Below are 14,294 nucleotides of genomic sequence, written 5' to 3'. Positions count from 1 at the left end.
CGCGTCAGCCGGGCGTCGCGGCGGCGCCGGTCTCGTGCGGGCCCGGGTCGCCGTCGTCGGGCCGTCCGCCCTCCTCGATGGGCTCGCCCAGCAGGTCGCGGGCCATCAGGGTGGCGCCCGCGACCGCGCCCGGCATCAGGAACACCGCGACGAACGGCACCAGGAACGCGAGGCCGAGCGGGGTGCCGAAGCCCCACACCAGGGTCTTGCGGGAGCGCAACAGGACCAGGCGCTCACGGAGTTGGACACCCCGGCGCTGGAGGGCGACGGCGGCCAGCTCCTCGCTGAGGAAGAACCCGGTGACGAAGAAGCCGATCACCGGCACGACCGTCTGCCCCAGGAACGGCACGAAGCCGAGGGCGAAGAGCAGGACCGCCCAGACGAGGGCGCGGACCAGGATGCGCACGCTGTCCCGGGCGGAGATCCACAGGTCGCGCCAGAACGGCACGTCGGACTCGGGCGCGGTGCCGTCGGGCGAGACGTCCCGGTCGACGGTCACCGAGAGGCTGTCGTAGAAGGGCTGGCCTATCAGCAGGGTGACGGCGGTGAAGGTGAGGACCGCCAGCAGCAGGCAGAGGGCGAACAGGACGACGGTCAGGAAGCCGCGGAAGAGGCCGAGCCAGGGGCTCGACCAGTCGTCGGCGAAGGGCGTGGCCCATCCGACGAAGTCGGCGCCCCAGGCGGCGAGGGCGATCAGCGCGGCGACGTACAGCACCAGGGTGATGAGTCCGGGCAGCAGCCCGAAACCGTACTGCCTGCCGTGCCGGGCCACCCACCGCTGGCCCTTGAGGAGATAACCGAACCCCGTCCCAAGATCTCGCATGACGGAACCCTAGGGGAGGCGGGGGCACGGGGTCACCCCGGGTGACCGTCCCGGTCCGTCCCACCTGGCCGCCACGCCCCCGTTGTCACGGTTGAGTCGAACGGCCCCTTCGCGCCGTATCGTCTCAGGAAGCCCCCGGTCACCGCGGTTCACGGGAGCGGCGGTCCAGGTGAGGAGATGCGGATGACACTGGAGATCCACGGCACCGTCGCCGACGGCTTCGACGCGGTCCGTGCGGAGTTCGCGGCCTTCGTGGCGGGTGAACGCCCTGACTACGAGGGCCAGTTGTGCGTGTACGCGGACGGCCGCAGAGTCGTCGACCTGTGGACGGGCGACGGCGCCGACGCGACGTCCCTGTACGCCGCCTACTCGTCCACCAAGGGCGCCGCCCATCTGGTGGTGGCGCTGCTGGTGCAGGAGGGCACCCTGGAGCTGGACCGCAAAGTCACCTACTACTGGCCGGAGTTCGGCGCCGAGGGCAAGGGCGCGCTGACCCTGCGGGAGCTGCTCGCGCACCGGGCCGGGCTGGTCGGCACGGACAGCGGGTTCACCCCGGCGGAGATCGCCGACGACCGCCAGATCGCCGAACGGCTGGCCGACCAGCGGCCGTTCTGGCGCCCCGGCACCGCCTTCGGCTACCACGCGCTGGTCATCGGGGCGTTGACCGGCGAGGTGGTCAGGCGGGCGACCGGGCGCACCCTCCAGGAGGTCTACGAGGAGCGGATCAGGGCGCCCCGCGGGCTCGACTTCCACCTGGGGCTGCCCGCCGCGCACGAGCCCCGCTTCCGCGCCACGCTGCCGATGGCGCCCACGCCCCCGCAGCAGGCGCTGCTGGACGCGACGCCGACGGGAGCGCAGTCGCTGTCGGCGGTGGCCTTCAACCGGCACGCGGCCCGGCCGACGGACCTGGAGAGCCTGCCGAACGAGCGGGCGGTGCGGGAGAGGGGCCCGGCGTCGGTGGGCGGGGTGGCGTCGGCGCGCGGGCTCGCGGGGCTGTACGCGGCGGCGATCAGCGAGGTGGGCGAGTCGGCGCCGCTGCTGAAGCCGGACACCGTCGCGGAGTTCGGGCAGATCCACTCGGTCGGCCACGATCTGGTGTCGCGGACGCACAAGGCGTTCGGGCTGGGCTTCCAGGCGACGGCGGAGGCCGCCTACCCGTTTCTCGGCGCGGGGTCGTTCGGGCACTCGGGGGCGGCCGGGTCGCAGGCGTTCGCCGATCCGCGCGCGGGGCTGGCGTACGGCTACACCCGGCGCCGGTTCGCCTTCCCCGGCGGCGCGGCCCCGGAGAACGAGCGGCTGGTGCTGGCGGCGCACCGGGCGGTGTCGGCGCTCCGCTGACCGCGCCCGGGGGAGGAACGGCGCACCTCCCCCGGGCCGTGTCGAGCGCCGTCCGCCCGCCCGGCGGGTTCAGGCCAGGGTGACGGTGATGTTCCCCCGGGTGGCCTTGGAGTAGGGGCACACCTGGTGGGCCTTCTCCAGCAGGTCGCGGGCGGTCGCCCGGTCGACGGCGGGGAGGTGCGCGGAGATCTCCACGAGGAGTCCGAAGCCGTCGTCGTTGCTGCCGATGCCGACCTTCGCGGTGACCGTCGAGCCGGACACGTCGGCGTTCTCCCGGCGGGCGACCACGGCCAGCGCGCCCTGGAAGCAGGCGCTGTACCCGGCGGCGAAGAGCTGCTCCGGGTTGGTGCCCGTGCCGCTGCCGCCCATCGCGGCGGGCGGGTTGACGACCAGGTCGAGGCGGCCGTCGTCGGTGGCGACCCGGCCGTCGCGGCCGTTCTGCGCGGTGGCGACGGCGGTGTAGACGACGTCGGACGGGGTGATCGGGGTGCTGGGCATGCGGTGGTCTTCCTCTTCGGTCCGCCGTGACTCGCGCCCACGATCGACGACGGATTTCGGAATGAAGTTACCGCATGTCGGAAACACCGGCCAGCCTCAGAGCTGAACGATCATCTTGCCGGTGTTCTCGCCGCGCAGGACGCCGAGGAAGGCGTCCAGGGTGTTGCCGATGCCCTCGACGACCGTCTCGCGGTACTTCAGCTCGCCCGACGCCACCCACGGGCCGACCTCGGAGACGAACTGCGGCTGGAGGTCGTAGTGGTCGCCGACCAGGAAGCCCTCGATGCGGCCGCGGGTCTGGATCAGCCGGGCGAGGTTCTTCGGGCCGGGGGCGGGCTCGGTGTTGTTGTAGACCGAGATCATGCCGCAGACGGCGATCCGGCCGCCCCGGTTGAGCCGCCCGATCGCGGCCTCCAGGTGGTCGCCGCCGACGTTGTCGAAGTAGACGTCGACGCCGTCGGGAGCGGCCTCGCGGAGCTGCTCGTGGACCGGGCCCGTCTTGTAGTTGAAGGCGGCGTCGAAGCCGTACTCCTCCACCAGCAGCCTGACCTTCTCGTCCGAACCGGCCGAACCGATCACCCGGGAGGCGCCCTTGAGCCGGGCGATCTGGCCGACCTGGCCGCCGACGGCACCCGCGGCGCCGGAGACGAAGACGCTGTCGCCCTCCGTGAAGGAGGCGGTGCGCAGCAGACCGGCGTACGCGGTGAGGCCGGTCATGCCGAGGACGCCGAGGTAGGCGGAGAGCGGCGCGGCCGAGGCGTCGACCTTGACGGCGTGCTCCGCGGAGACGGCCGCGTACTCGCGCCAGCCGAGGAAGTGCAGGACGTGGTCACCGACGGCGAACCCCTCCGCGTTGGAGGCGACGACCTCGCCGACCGCGCCGCCCTGCATCGCCTTGCCCAGCTCGAAGGGGGCGACGTAGGACTTGGCCGCGCTCATCCGGCCGCGCATGTAGGGGTCGACGGACAGGTGCGTGTTGCGCACCAGGACCTGACCCTCGCGGGGCGTCGGCACCTCGGCCTCGACCAGGGCGAAGTCCTCGGGCTTCGGCCAGCCGACCGGACGGCTGCTGAGGTGCCACTCGCGGTTGATCATGAGTTCGCCTTTCCCATTTACTTCAGTACCTGAAACAACCATGCACCTGAATATTTCAGCATGTCAAATAAAGGAGTACGCTGGCGCGTATGGCCACTGAACAGAGAACCCGCCGCCCCGACGCGCTGACCATGGAGGTCGTCGAGCTGATCGGGGACGTGGTGGCCCGGTTCTACGCCGACTACGAGGAGGCGGCGGGCGAGCACGCGCTGACCGGCGCGCAGGCCAGGCTCCTCAGCCTGCTCTCCCTGCAGCCGCTGCCGATGCGGAAGCTGGCGCTGAAGCTGAAGTGCGAGCCGTCGAACGTCACCGGGATCGTGGACCGCCTGGAGTCGCGCGGGCTGGTCGAGCGCCGCCCGGACCCGGCGGACCGCAGGGTGAAGCTGGCCGCCGCCACCGAGGAGGGCCTGCGGGTCGCGCGGGACCTGCGGGAGGGCCTGCACTTCGCCCGCGCCCCGCTGGCCGGGCTCTCCGACGAGGAGCGGCGCACGTTGCGGGATTTGCTACAGCGGATGCTGGAGGTCTGACCGGGGACGTCCGGCGGACGTCAGGTGCACCACCACAGGAACGCGTCGCAGCTCTCCGACGGCGAGGGGGTCGGCTCCGGTTCGGGGCTGCCGGGGTCCTCGGCCGGGGGCGTCGTGGGGTCCTCCGGGACCGGGTCGGGGTCCGGCGCGGCGGTCGAGGACGCGGGCCCGGTGGCGGGCTCGGTGGCGGAGGCCGACGCGCTCCGCGTGCCGTCCGTGCCCGACGGGGACGGCGAGTCGGAGGCGGACGGGGAGCGGGAGGCGCCCGGGGTGGACGAGGCGGAGGCGGAGACGCCGGGGGCGGCGCCGGCGCTCGGGCCCGAGGTGGCGAAACCGGAGGACGTGGCGCCGTCGGGATGACGGGAGCCCGCCCCGGCCGGGGGCGGGGTGGAGAAGGGCGCGTCCACCCCCAGCTCCGCGAGGCTCAGGCCACCGGCGGCGAGCACGAACCCGATCCCGGCGCCCAGGACCCGGCGGCGGCGCCTGCGATGCGCGGCCGCTTTGCGATCGCGGCGGCTGTCGGCGCCGTCGACGGCCGCGCCCTCGGCCGCCGGGCCCGACCCGGTGCCGTCGCCGTCGCCCTCCGGCGGGTCGCCGGGGTCGAGCCGGCGGACCGGCGCGCCGCACCCCGGACAGGTGAGGGCGCCGTTGAGGTGCCGTCGGCACGGGTCGCAGTAGTCCATGACGCGGGAAGACTAGATTCCGCTCGGGGGACGTACCGGACCCGGGGTGTGAAGGTTCTGTGTCAACTGCCGTACGTGGCCGAAAGCTTCACCGAAATCAACACCGAAAGGGGTGTCGAAACCGTTATGTGTTCGACCCATTGACACTCCCGCCGCCCCGTCCTTACTGTCACGCCAGCATTTCGAACGTGTGACGAAATTTCGAACACACCCAGAACTGGGCCGACGGAGCAGCAAGGGGCAACTGCCGTGCGCATCACCGGAATCAGCACTCACGTGGTCGGGACGCCGTGGCGCAACCTGACCTACGTCCAGGTGCACACCGACGAGGGGATCACGGGAGTCGGCGAGACCCGGATGCTGGGCCACACCGACGCGCTGATCGGCTACCTGCGGGAGGCGGAGGCCAACCACATTCTGGGCTCCGACCCGTTCTCGGTGGAAGACCTCGTGCGCCGGATGAAGTACGGCGACTACGGCCGGGCCGGTGAGATCGTCATGTCCGGCATCGCGGTCGTCGAGATGGCCTGCTGGGACATCAAGGGCAAGGCCCTCGGCGTGCCCGTCTGGCAGTTGCTCGGCGGCAAGGTGACCGACCGGGTCAAGGCGTACGCCAACGGCTGGTACACGACCGAGCGCACCCCGGAGGCGTACCACAAGGCGGCCCAGGGCGTGATCGCGCGCGGGTACCGGGCGCTGAAGATCGACCCGTTCGGCACCGGCCACTTCGAGCTGGACCACGAACAGAGCCTGTACGCGGTCTCGTTGATCGAGGCCGTGCGCGACGCCATCGGCCCCGACGCCGAGTTGATGCTGGAGATGCACGGCAGGTTCTCGCCCGCCACCGCCGTCCGGCTGGCCCGCGACCTCGCGCCGTTCAACCCGGCCTGGCTGGAGGAGCCGTGCCCGCCGGAGAACCTGAAGGCGCTGGAGAAGGTCGCCGCCAAGGTCGACGTCCCGGTCGCCACCGGTGAACGCATCCACGACCGGATCGAGTTCAGGGAGCTGTTCGAGAGCCAGGCCGTCGACATCATCCAGCCGGACGTCGGTCACATCGGCGGCATCTGGGAGACGCGCAAGCTCGCCGCGACCGCCGAGTCCCACTACGTGCTGGTCGCCCCGCACAACGTCGGCGGCCCGGTGCTCACCGCCGCCTCGCTCCAAGTCGGCTTCACCACGCCGAACTTCAAGATCCTGGAGCACTTCAACGACTTCGCCGACGCGGAGATCAAGAAGGTCGTCAAGGGGGCGCCCGAGGTCGTGGACGGCTACTTCCAGCTCTCCGACGCGCCCGGCCTGGGCGTCGAGCTGGACACCGACGCCGCCGCCGAGTTCCCGCAGCAGCAGGCGCGCTTCGACCTCTGGGCCGAGGGCTGGGAGCAGCGCAGGCCCAAGGACACCAAGTGAGCACCGGCTCCGCCGTCGTCGTCGAGGCGCCGGGCGAGCACCGGCTGACGGCGCACGAGCCCCGGCGGCCGGACGCCGGTGAGGCGCTGGTGCGGGTGCACGCGGTGGGCATCTGCGGCAGCGACCGCGAGGTCTACCAGGGCAACCGGCCCGAGGGGTACGTGCGGTACCCGCTCACCCCGGGCCACGAGTGGTCCGGGACGGTGGCGGAGGTCGGCGCCGGGGTGCCCGCCGCGCTGGTCGGCCGGAAGGTGGTCGGCGAGGGGTTCCGCAACTGCCAGGTCTGCGACCGCTGCCACGCGGGCGAGACAACGTTGTGCACCGCCGGGTACGAGGAGACCGGGTTCACCCGGCCTGGTGCCATGGCGACCACGCTCACCCTGCCCGCCCGGCTGCTGCACGTCCTGCCGGACGGCGCCGACCTCACGGCGGCGGCCCTGCTCGAACCGGCCGCGTGCGTCGCGGCGGCCGCGATCAAGGCGAACGCCCGGCCGGGCGAGCGGGTCGCGGTGGTCGGCACCGGGACGCTCGGGATGTTCGCGACGCAGTTCCTGCGGGCCGGTTCCCCGGCCGAGCTGCTCGTGGTGGGCACCCGGCCCGACCGCGCGGAGCTTTCGAGAAGTTTCGGCGCCACCGACTTCCGCACCCGCGACCAGGAGCTGCCGGACGACTTCGACGTCGTCGTCGAGACGGCCGGATCCGCGTCCGCCGCCACGACGGCCGCCGCGCTGCTGCGGCGCGGCGGACGGCTGGTGCTGACCGGCATCCCCGCGCCGGGCGCGGACGGGCTCGACCCGACGGACCTGGTGGTGCGCCAACTCGAGGTGCACACCGTCTTCGGGGCGGCGCCGGACGCCTGGGCCCACACGGTGCGGGTCTTCGGGGCCGGGCTGCTCGATCCGCTGCCGCTGGTCAGCCACGAGCTGCCGCTCGACGAGTTCGCGCGCGCCATCGAGCTGGTCGGGTCGGGCGACCCGAAGGTCGGCAAGGTGCTGCTGCGCCCCTGAGCGTGCGCCGGTACGGGGGCGACCTGACGGCCTCCGTACCGGCGTACCACCCACCCGCCGCCCCAGAGCCGCGCACTTCGTCCGACATTCCGAACACAAAGGACACCCTGTGACCGACGCTTCCGCCACGGCAGCCCGCAGGCCAGGTGAGCAGGCGCTCACCGCCCTCGGCCTGGGCGTGCCCGCCCTCGACCCCGCCGACGCCTCCCCGCACACCTTCCCCGGCGGCGGACGCTGGCGCACCGAGATCCCCTCCTGCGAGGGACCCGAGGCGCTGGCCGTCGTCCTCAAGGAGTCCTCCCGCCTGGACGTGCCGATCCACCGGATCAGCCAGGGCAGCGGCGTCTGGATGCTCACCGACGCCGAGATCACCGAGATGGTCGACGCCACCGCCGAACGCGACATCGAGCTGTGCCTGTTCACCGGGCCGCGCGGCACCTGGGACATCGGCGGCTCGACCCGCACCGACTCGCGCGGCGGCGGACTGCGCGCCCGGGGCCACGACGCGGTCGCGGGCTGCGTCGAGGACGCCGTGCGCGCCACCGGACTGGGCGTCAGGTGTCTGCTCGTCGCCGACGAGGGCGTGCTGTGGACGCTGCACCGGGCGCGGGTCGCCGGGATCATCCCGGCCGACACCACGCTGAAGGTCTCCGCGCTCATCGGGCCGGTCAACCCGGCGGCCTACGCGGTCTACGAGCGGCTCGGCGCCGACTCGCTCAACGTGCCGAGCGACCTCACCCTGGACCACCTCACCGAGATCCGGCGGGTCTCCGCCGCCCCCATGGACATGTACATCGAGGCCCCCGACGATCTCGGCGGTTACGTGCGCATGTACGAGGTCGCCGAGCTGATCCGGCGCGGCGCACCGCTCTACCTGAAGTTCGGCCTGTCCAAGGCTCCCGGCATCTACCCGTGGGGCACCCACCTGCGGGACGTGACCCTGGACACCGCACGGGAGCGGGTGCGGCGCGGCCGGCTCGCTCTCGACCTGCTCGCCCGGCACGGCGCGGACGGCGACATGGCGCCGCTCGGTTCCCGGCTGCCCGGCACGCTCGAACGCTTCCCCGCCGAAGCCTGACGAGCACCGCTTCCTCTCAACGACGAGACACTCAAGGACGGATCAGCATGCGCACTCGTAGAGCCGCACTCACCGCGATAGCCGGAGCCGCCTCCCTGGCCCTCACCCTGACCGCGTGCGGCCAGAGCGGCAACGGCGGGAGCAAGGAGGACGCGGACGGCGCCAAGGGCGGCACGATCGGCATCGCCATGCCGACCAAGTCGTCCGAGCGCTGGATCGGCGACGGCAACAACGTCGTCAGGGACCTCAAGGCCCTCGGCTACAAGACCAAGCTGGTCTACGGCGAGGACGACCCCGACCAGCAGGTCTCGCAGATCGAGAACCTGATCACGCAGGGCGTCAAGGGCCTGATCATCGCGGCCATCGACAACAAGTCCCTCAACAACGTGCTCCAGCAGGCCGCGGACGCGAAGATCCCGGTGATCTCCTACGACCGGCTGATCCTCGGCACCAAGAACGTCGACTACTACGCGTCCTTCGACAACACCAAGGTCGGCGAGCTGCAGGCCAACTTCATCGTCGACAAGCTCGGACTCAAGGACGGCAAGGGCCCGTTCAACATCGAGCTGTTCGCGGGCTCCAACGACGACAACAACACCCGGTACTTCTTCGGCGGCGCGATGAGCGTGCTCCAGCCGTACATCGACAGCAAGAAGCTCGTCGTCAAGTCCGGCCAGACCAGGCTCACCCAGGTGACCACGCTGCGCTGGGACGGCACCACCGCGCAGAAGCGCATGGAGGACCTCCTCACCTCGTCGTACAAGACCGGCAAGGTCGACGCGGTCCTGTCGCCCTACGACGGCATCTCCATCGGCATCATCTCCGCGCTGAAGTCCGACGGTTACGGCTCCAAGGACAAGCCGCTGCCGGTCATCACCGGGCAGGACGCCGAGCTGGCGTCGGTGAAGTCGATCATCTCCGGCCAGCAGACGCAGACCGTCTACAAGGACCTGCGCAAGCTCGCCAAGGTCGCCGCGAGCATGATCGACGACTCCCTCAACGGCAAGAAGCCCGAGGTCAACGACACCAAGACGTACGACAACGGCACCAAGGTCGTCCCCGCCTACCTGCTGGAGCCGGTGAGCGTCGACAAGTCGAACTACACCAAGGAACTGGTCGACACCGGCTACTACAAGGCGAGCGAACTCAAGTAGCGCCTCCCGCACACCGGTTCACTCACCAACGGATTGGAAGGGCACGACCATGGCGGGACCCGTCCTGGAAATGCGCTCGATCGTCAAGACCTTTCCCGGCGTCACAGCGCTGTCGGACGTCACGCTGACCGTCCGCCAGGGCGAGGTCCACGCCATCTGCGGCGAGAACGGCGCCGGGAAGTCCACCTTGATGAAGGTGCTCTCCGGCGTCCATCCGCACGGCACCTACGAGGGCGACATCCTCTTCGAGGGCGACCTGTGCGCCTTCAAGGACATCCGGGCCAGCGAGCAGCACGGCATCGTGATCATCCATCAGGAACTGGCGCTGGTGCCGTTCCTGTCGCTCGCCGAGAACATCTTCCTCGGCAACGAGCACTCCTCGCGCGGCCTCATCAACTGGAACGAGACGCTGCGGCACGCCAGCGAGCTGCTGCGCCGGGTCGGTCTGACCGACCACCCCGAGACCCGGATCTCCGACATCGGGGTGGGCAAGCAGCAGCTCGTGGAGATCGCCAAGGCGCTCTCCAAGCGGGTGAAGCTGCTCATCCTGGACGAGCCGACGGCGGCGCTGAACGACGAGGACAGCGCCAAACTCCTGGACTTGATCCTGGAGTTGAAGAAGCAGGGCATCACCTCGATCATCATCTCGCACAAGCTCAACGAGATCCGGCGGGTCGCCGACTCGGTGACGATCCTGCGCGACGGCCGCTCCATCGAGACCCTCGACGTGGCGGCGCCGGAGACCACCGAGGACCGGATCATCTCCGGGATGGTCGGCCGCGACCTCGACAACCGGTTCCCCGACCGCACGCCCTACGAGGGCGAGCCGGACGCGGCACCGGCGCTGGAGATCCGCAACTGGACCGTCCACCACCCGATCGACCAGCAGCGCAAGGTCGTCGACGACGTGTCGGTGAACGTCAGGCGCGGGGAGATCGTCGGCATCGCGGGCCTGATGGGCGCGGGCCGCACCGAGCTGGCGATGAGCGTCTTCGGGCGCACCTACGGCCGCCACGCGGGCGGCACGGTCCTCAAGGACGGCACCGAGATCCGCACCAGGACGGTCCCGGAGGCGGTGGCGCACGGCATCGCCTACGTCACCGAGGACCGCAAGCACTACGGCCTCAACCTCATCGACACCATCAACCGCAACATCTCGCTGACCGCGCTCGCCAAGGTCGCCAAGCGGGGTGTGGTGGACGAGCACGAGGAACGGCAGGTCGCCGAGCGGTTCCGCCGGTCCATGAACATCAAGGCGCCGACGGTCTTCGAGCCGGTCGGCAAGCTGTCGGGCGGCAACCAGCAGAAGGTCGTCCTCAGCAAGTGGATCTTCGCGGGTCCCGACGTGCTGATCCTGGACGAGCCGACCCGCGGCATCGACGTCGGCGCCAAGTACGAGATCTACACGGTCATCGACCAGTTGGCGGCCGAGGGCAAGGCGGTCGTCTTCATCTCCTCCGAGCTGCCCGAGCTGCTCGGCATGTGCGACCGCATCTACACCATGGCCGCCGGGCGGCTCACCGGTGAGGTCCCGCGGGCGGAGGCCACGCAGGAAGTGCTGATGCGCCAGATGACGAAGGACAAAGAGGTAACCCGATGAGCACCGACGTGACCGACAAGCCCCCGGCCCCGGCGCCGCCAGGCAAGGGCGGGGGCCCGGCCTCCGGCGGCGGACTGCTCCAGCTGATGCTGAACGGTCTGCGCCGCAACATGCGCCAGTACGGCATGCTGATCGCCCTCGGCCTGATCGTGGTGCTGTTCCAGGTGTGGACCGGCGGCGACCTGCTGCTGCCGCGCAACGTCTCCAACCTGGTCCTGCAGAACAGCTACATCCTGATCCTCGCGATCGGCATGATGCTGGTGATCATCGCCGGGCACATCGACCTCTCGGTCGGTTCGCTGACCGCGTTCGTCGGCGCCTTCGCGGCCGTGCTGACCGTCCAGCACAGCCTGCCCTGGCCGGTCGCCGTGGTGCTGTGCCTGCTGGTGGGCGCGCTGGCCGGGTCGGTGCAGGGGTTCCTGATCGCCTATCTCGGCATACCGTCGTTCATCGTGACGCTCGCGGGCATGCTGCTGTTCCGCGGTCTGACCGAGATCTTCCTCCAGGGGCAGACCCTCGGCCCGTTCCCCGACGGTTTGCAGAAGCTCGGCAACGGCTTCCTGCCCGAGGTCGGCCCGAACACCAACTACCACAACCTCACCCTGCTGCTGGGGCTGCTGCTGCTCGCGTTCGTGGTCTCCCAGGAGGTCCGTGACCGCAGGCGCCAGCAGGAGTTCTCGCTCGACGTGCTGCCGCGCAACGCGTTCCTGCTGAAGCTGGTCGCGATCGCCGCCGCGATCCTCGCGGTGACCATGCTGCTCGCCAGCTACCAGGGGGCGCCGATCATCCTGATCGTCCTCGGGGTGCTGGTGGTCGGCTACGGCTACGTGATGCGCAACGCCGTCTTCGGCCGCCACATCTACGCGATCGGCGGCAACCTGCCGGCCGCGAAGCTCTCCGGCGTCAAGGACAAGAAGGTCACCTTCCTGGTCTTCCTGAACATGGGCGTGCTCGCGGCCCTGGCGGGCATGGTCGTCGCGGCCCGCCTGAACGCGGCCTCACCGAAGGCCGGCCTGAACTTCGAACTGGAGGCGATCGCCTCGTCGTTCATCGGCGGCGCGTCCATGAGCGGCGGTGTCGGCACCGTCCTCGGCGCGATCATCGGCGGTCTGGTCCTCGGTGTGCTGAACAACGGCATGAACCTGCTGAGCGTCGGCACCGACTGGCAGCAGGTCATCAAGGGACTCGCCCTGCTGGCCGCCGTCGGCTTCGACGTCTGGAACAAGCGCAAGTCCGGTTCGTGACCGGCTCGGGCCCCGCCGGGACGGCGGGGCCCACCGGGACCGGCGGGCGCTCTCCCCGGCGCCGCGACGGTGCCCGCCCGCGGCGCCCGACCGGGTGCCCGGCGCGTTGAACAACCCGCCCCGAGACCACGTATTCAAGGTCGGCCCGTGCTCCCCCGCGCGGGCCACCCTGACACGACGGGCCCGGCCGTCCCCACCGGACCCGCCCCATACGGAGGTTTCATGGCCGACAACGTCACCTCGCTGTTCCGCAGTACTGCGGCCCACAGCCCGTCGATGGCGGCGTTGGCACGAGAAGGCGGCGACGGTTCGGGCCCGGTCGACTTCTGCATCCCCTGCAATCCGTACTTCCCCACCCCGGCGATGTTCGAGGACATGGCCACCCGGCTGCGCGACATCATCACGTACTACCCGAGCAGCGCCGACACGATCACCGCCGAGCTGTGCAACCTCCTCCAACTCCCGCAGCAGGCGGTCGCGATGGGCAACGGGTCGACCGAACTCATCACCTGGATCGACCACTTGCTGGTCCGTGAGTCCCTCGCCGTCCCCGTCCCCACCTTCGGCCGCTGGACCGACCAGCCCATGGAGACCGGCAAGCGGGTCGACATGTTCCCGCTCCAGGAGTCCGGCGGCTTCGCCCTCGACCTCGCCCAGTACGCCGAGTTCATCCGGGCCCGCGGCACCCGGGTCGCCGTCATCTGCAACCCGAACAACCCCGACGGCGGCTTCCTGCCCAAGCACTCCCTCGTCCAGTTCATGGACGCGATGGCCGACCTGGACCTGATCGTCATCGACGAGTCGTTCCTGGAGTTCGCGGACGCGGAGGCCGAACCGTCCGTCGTGCAGGAGGCGATGCTGCGCCCGAACGTCGTCGTGCTGCGCAGCCTGGGCAAGAACTTCGGCCTGCACGGCATCCGCTTCGGCTACCTGGTCGCCAACCCCTCGCTGGCCGGGCGGGTCCGCTCGATGCTGCCCAAGTGGAACCTCAACTCCTTCGCCGAGCACGTGGTGTTCATGCTGAAGGAGCACGGCGCCGAGTACGCGCAGAGCCTGCACCAGGTCCGCCGCGACCGGCTCGACATGGCGAGCCAGCTCTCCGCGCTGCCCGGCCTGACCGTCTACCCCTCGCAGGGCAACTTCCTCTTCGTCCGGCTGCCGGTGGGCGCGGAGGGCACCGTGGTGCGGGACCGGATGCTCACCGAGCACCGCATCCTGGTCCGCGAGTGCGGCAACAAGATCGGTTCGTCCAGCCGCTTCCTGCGGCTCGTGGTGCGCCCCCAGGTGGACGTGCGCCGCCTGGTGTCCGGCATGGAACAGGTGCTCTACGGGACCAGGAGGGGCGCCGCCGTGCCGGAGCAGGCCACCGGGACCGGCTACAGCTCGGGCACGGCCGCCGTCGACCGGCTGGTCAGCGCCACGAACGGGGGCGGAATACCGGGCCTCGCCGCTCAGGCCCTGACGGCCGGTGCCCCGGGGCTCCCCCTCGCCCCGGGCACCGGCGCACCTCTTCCGGCGGCGGCTCTGACCGGCGGCGAGGGCCTCCGGATGCCGGTCCCCGCGGCGATGCCGGTCCCCGCGGCGATGCAGGCGCCCCAGCAGCCGGTCCCCCAGCCGGCCGCCGGGATGCCGCAGCAGACCGGTCTGCCGCAGCCCGCCGGGATGCCGCCCGCCCAGCCGGTGATGGGCGGCCCGCAGTCCTTCGGGGGCCAGCAACCTCTCGTCGCCCCGCAGTCGTTCGGCGGGCAGCAGCAGGTCCCGATGGCGCCGATGGCGGCTCCCGCGCCGATGCCGGTGCAGCCGCCGCCGCTCCCGGCCGTCCCCGCGCCCGCGACGGCGA

At 71.0% G+C, this 14,294-nt stretch carries 13 protein-coding genes; 9 read left to right on the top strand and 4 right to left on the bottom strand.

Features of this window, described 5'->3' with window-relative positions; genetic code table 11:
- Positions 1–4: 4 nt before the first annotated feature.
- Positions 5–823: an EI24 domain-containing protein gene (locus GA0115242_RS30755; RefSeq protein WP_093834276.1), complete on the bottom strand. Its 819-nt coding sequence runs from the start codon at positions 821–823 to the stop codon at positions 5–7.
- Between the two features lie 183 nt (positions 824–1,006).
- On the opposite strand from GA0115242_RS30755, the gene GA0115242_RS30750 reads away from it, so the two are divergent.
- Entirely contained in the window at positions 1,007–2,161 is a 1,155-nt protein-coding gene (locus GA0115242_RS30750; RefSeq protein ID WP_176729942.1) for a serine hydrolase domain-containing protein, read from the top strand.
- A gap of 69 nt (positions 2,162–2,230) precedes the next feature.
- Here GA0115242_RS30750 and GA0115242_RS30745 read toward each other — a convergent pair whose 3' ends face one another.
- Both GA0115242_RS30745 and GA0115242_RS30740 read right to left on the bottom strand, forming a co-directional pair.
- On the bottom strand, positions 2,231–2,659 hold the full coding sequence (locus GA0115242_RS30745) for an organic hydroperoxide resistance protein (RefSeq protein ID WP_093834272.1): 429 nt from the start codon (positions 2,657–2,659) through the stop codon (positions 2,231–2,233).
- A 96-nt stretch (positions 2,660–2,755) separates the two neighbouring features.
- Positions 2,756–3,754, bottom strand: a complete 999-nt coding sequence (locus GA0115242_RS30740) for an NADP-dependent oxidoreductase (RefSeq protein ID WP_093834270.1) — start codon at positions 3,752–3,754, stop codon at positions 2,756–2,758.
- Between the two features lie 89 nt (positions 3,755–3,843).
- Here GA0115242_RS30740 and GA0115242_RS30735 point away from each other — a divergent pair, with 89 nt between their 5' ends.
- The gene (locus GA0115242_RS30735; RefSeq protein WP_093834268.1) at positions 3,844–4,281 is read left to right on the top strand and encodes a MarR family winged helix-turn-helix transcriptional regulator; all 438 of its coding nucleotides are present in this window, start codon (positions 3,844–3,846) and stop codon (positions 4,279–4,281) included.
- A gap of 20 nt (positions 4,282–4,301) precedes the next feature.
- On the opposite strand, the gene GA0115242_RS30730 is transcribed toward GA0115242_RS30735, so the two are convergent.
- Positions 4,302–4,964: an SCO2400 family protein gene (locus tag GA0115242_RS30730; RefSeq protein WP_093834266.1), complete on the bottom strand. Its 663-nt coding sequence runs from the start codon at positions 4,962–4,964 to the stop codon at positions 4,302–4,304.
- 249 nt (positions 4,965–5,213) lie between these two features.
- Here GA0115242_RS30730 and GA0115242_RS30725 point away from each other — a divergent pair, with 249 nt between their 5' ends.
- The 7 genes from GA0115242_RS30725 to GA0115242_RS30695 all read left to right on the top strand — a co-directional run.
- A complete protein-coding gene (locus tag GA0115242_RS30725; RefSeq protein ID WP_093834264.1) occupies positions 5,214–6,371 on the top strand; it encodes a mandelate racemase/muconate lactonizing enzyme family protein in 1,158 nt (385 codons plus the stop codon).
- On the top strand, positions 6,368–7,378 hold the full coding sequence (locus tag GA0115242_RS30720) for a zinc-dependent alcohol dehydrogenase (protein ID WP_093834262.1): 1,011 nt from the start codon (positions 6,368–6,370) through the stop codon (positions 7,376–7,378). The genes GA0115242_RS30725 and GA0115242_RS30720 overlap by 4 nt, the downstream gene beginning before the upstream one ends.
- 109 nt (positions 7,379–7,487) lie before the next feature.
- Positions 7,488–8,456, top strand: coding sequence for a hypothetical protein (locus tag GA0115242_RS30715; protein ID WP_093834260.1), 969 nt, complete (start codon positions 7,488–7,490; stop codon positions 8,454–8,456).
- Positions 8,457–8,503: 47 nt separating this feature from the next.
- A complete protein-coding gene (gene chvE / locus GA0115242_RS30710; protein ID WP_093834258.1) occupies positions 8,504–9,610 on the top strand; it encodes a multiple monosaccharide ABC transporter substrate-binding protein in 1,107 nt (368 codons plus the stop codon).
- A 49-nt stretch (positions 9,611–9,659) separates the two neighbouring features.
- The gene (mmsA, locus tag GA0115242_RS30705) at positions 9,660–11,210 is read left to right on the top strand and encodes a multiple monosaccharide ABC transporter ATP-binding protein (RefSeq protein ID WP_093834256.1); all 1,551 of its coding nucleotides are present in this window, start codon (positions 9,660–9,662) and stop codon (positions 11,208–11,210) included.
- Positions 11,207–12,454, top strand: a complete 1,248-nt coding sequence (gene mmsB, locus GA0115242_RS30700; protein ID WP_093834253.1) for a multiple monosaccharide ABC transporter permease — start codon at positions 11,207–11,209, stop codon at positions 12,452–12,454. Before mmsA ends, mmsB begins: the two co-directional genes overlap by 4 nt.
- A 222-nt stretch (positions 12,455–12,676) precedes the next feature.
- Positions 12,677–14,294: pyridoxal phosphate-dependent aminotransferase (locus tag GA0115242_RS30695; protein WP_107461539.1), on the top strand; the 1,618-nt coding region annotated here is incomplete at its 3' end.

The organism is Streptomyces sp. SolWspMP-5a-2 (genome assembly GCF_900091845.1).
In the GTDB taxonomy this organism is placed as follows: domain Bacteria; phylum Actinomycetota; class Actinomycetes; order Streptomycetales; family Streptomycetaceae; genus Streptomyces; species Streptomyces doudnae.
This window is presented reverse-complemented; position numbering and strand designations above follow the sequence as displayed.

Coding starts and splice junctions, on each gene's coding strand:
- chvE (WP_093834258.1), top strand. CDS start 8,504: ATGCGCACTCGTAGAGCCGCACTCACCGCGATAGCCGGAGCCGCCTCC.
- GA0115242_RS30745 (WP_093834272.1), bottom strand. CDS start 2,659: ATGCCCAGCACCCCGATCACCCCGTCCGACGTCGTCTACACCGCCGTC.
- mmsA (WP_093834256.1), top strand. CDS start 9,660: ATGGCGGGACCCGTCCTGGAAATGCGCTCGATCGTCAAGACCTTTCCC.
- mmsB (WP_093834253.1), top strand. CDS start 11,207: ATGAGCACCGACGTGACCGACAAGCCCCCGGCCCCGGCGCCGCCAGGC.
- GA0115242_RS30730 (WP_093834266.1), bottom strand. CDS start 4,964: ATGGACTACTGCGACCCGTGCCGACGGCACCTCAACGGCGCCCTCACC.
- GA0115242_RS30735 (WP_093834268.1), top strand. CDS start 3,844: ATGGCCACTGAACAGAGAACCCGCCGCCCCGACGCGCTGACCATGGAG.
- GA0115242_RS30740 (WP_093834270.1), bottom strand. CDS start 3,754: ATGATCAACCGCGAGTGGCACCTCAGCAGCCGTCCGGTCGGCTGGCCG.
- GA0115242_RS30750 (WP_176729942.1), top strand. CDS start 1,007: ATGACACTGGAGATCCACGGCACCGTCGCCGACGGCTTCGACGCGGTC.
- GA0115242_RS30755 (WP_093834276.1), bottom strand. CDS start 823: ATGCGAGATCTTGGGACGGGGTTCGGTTATCTCCTCAAGGGCCAGCGG.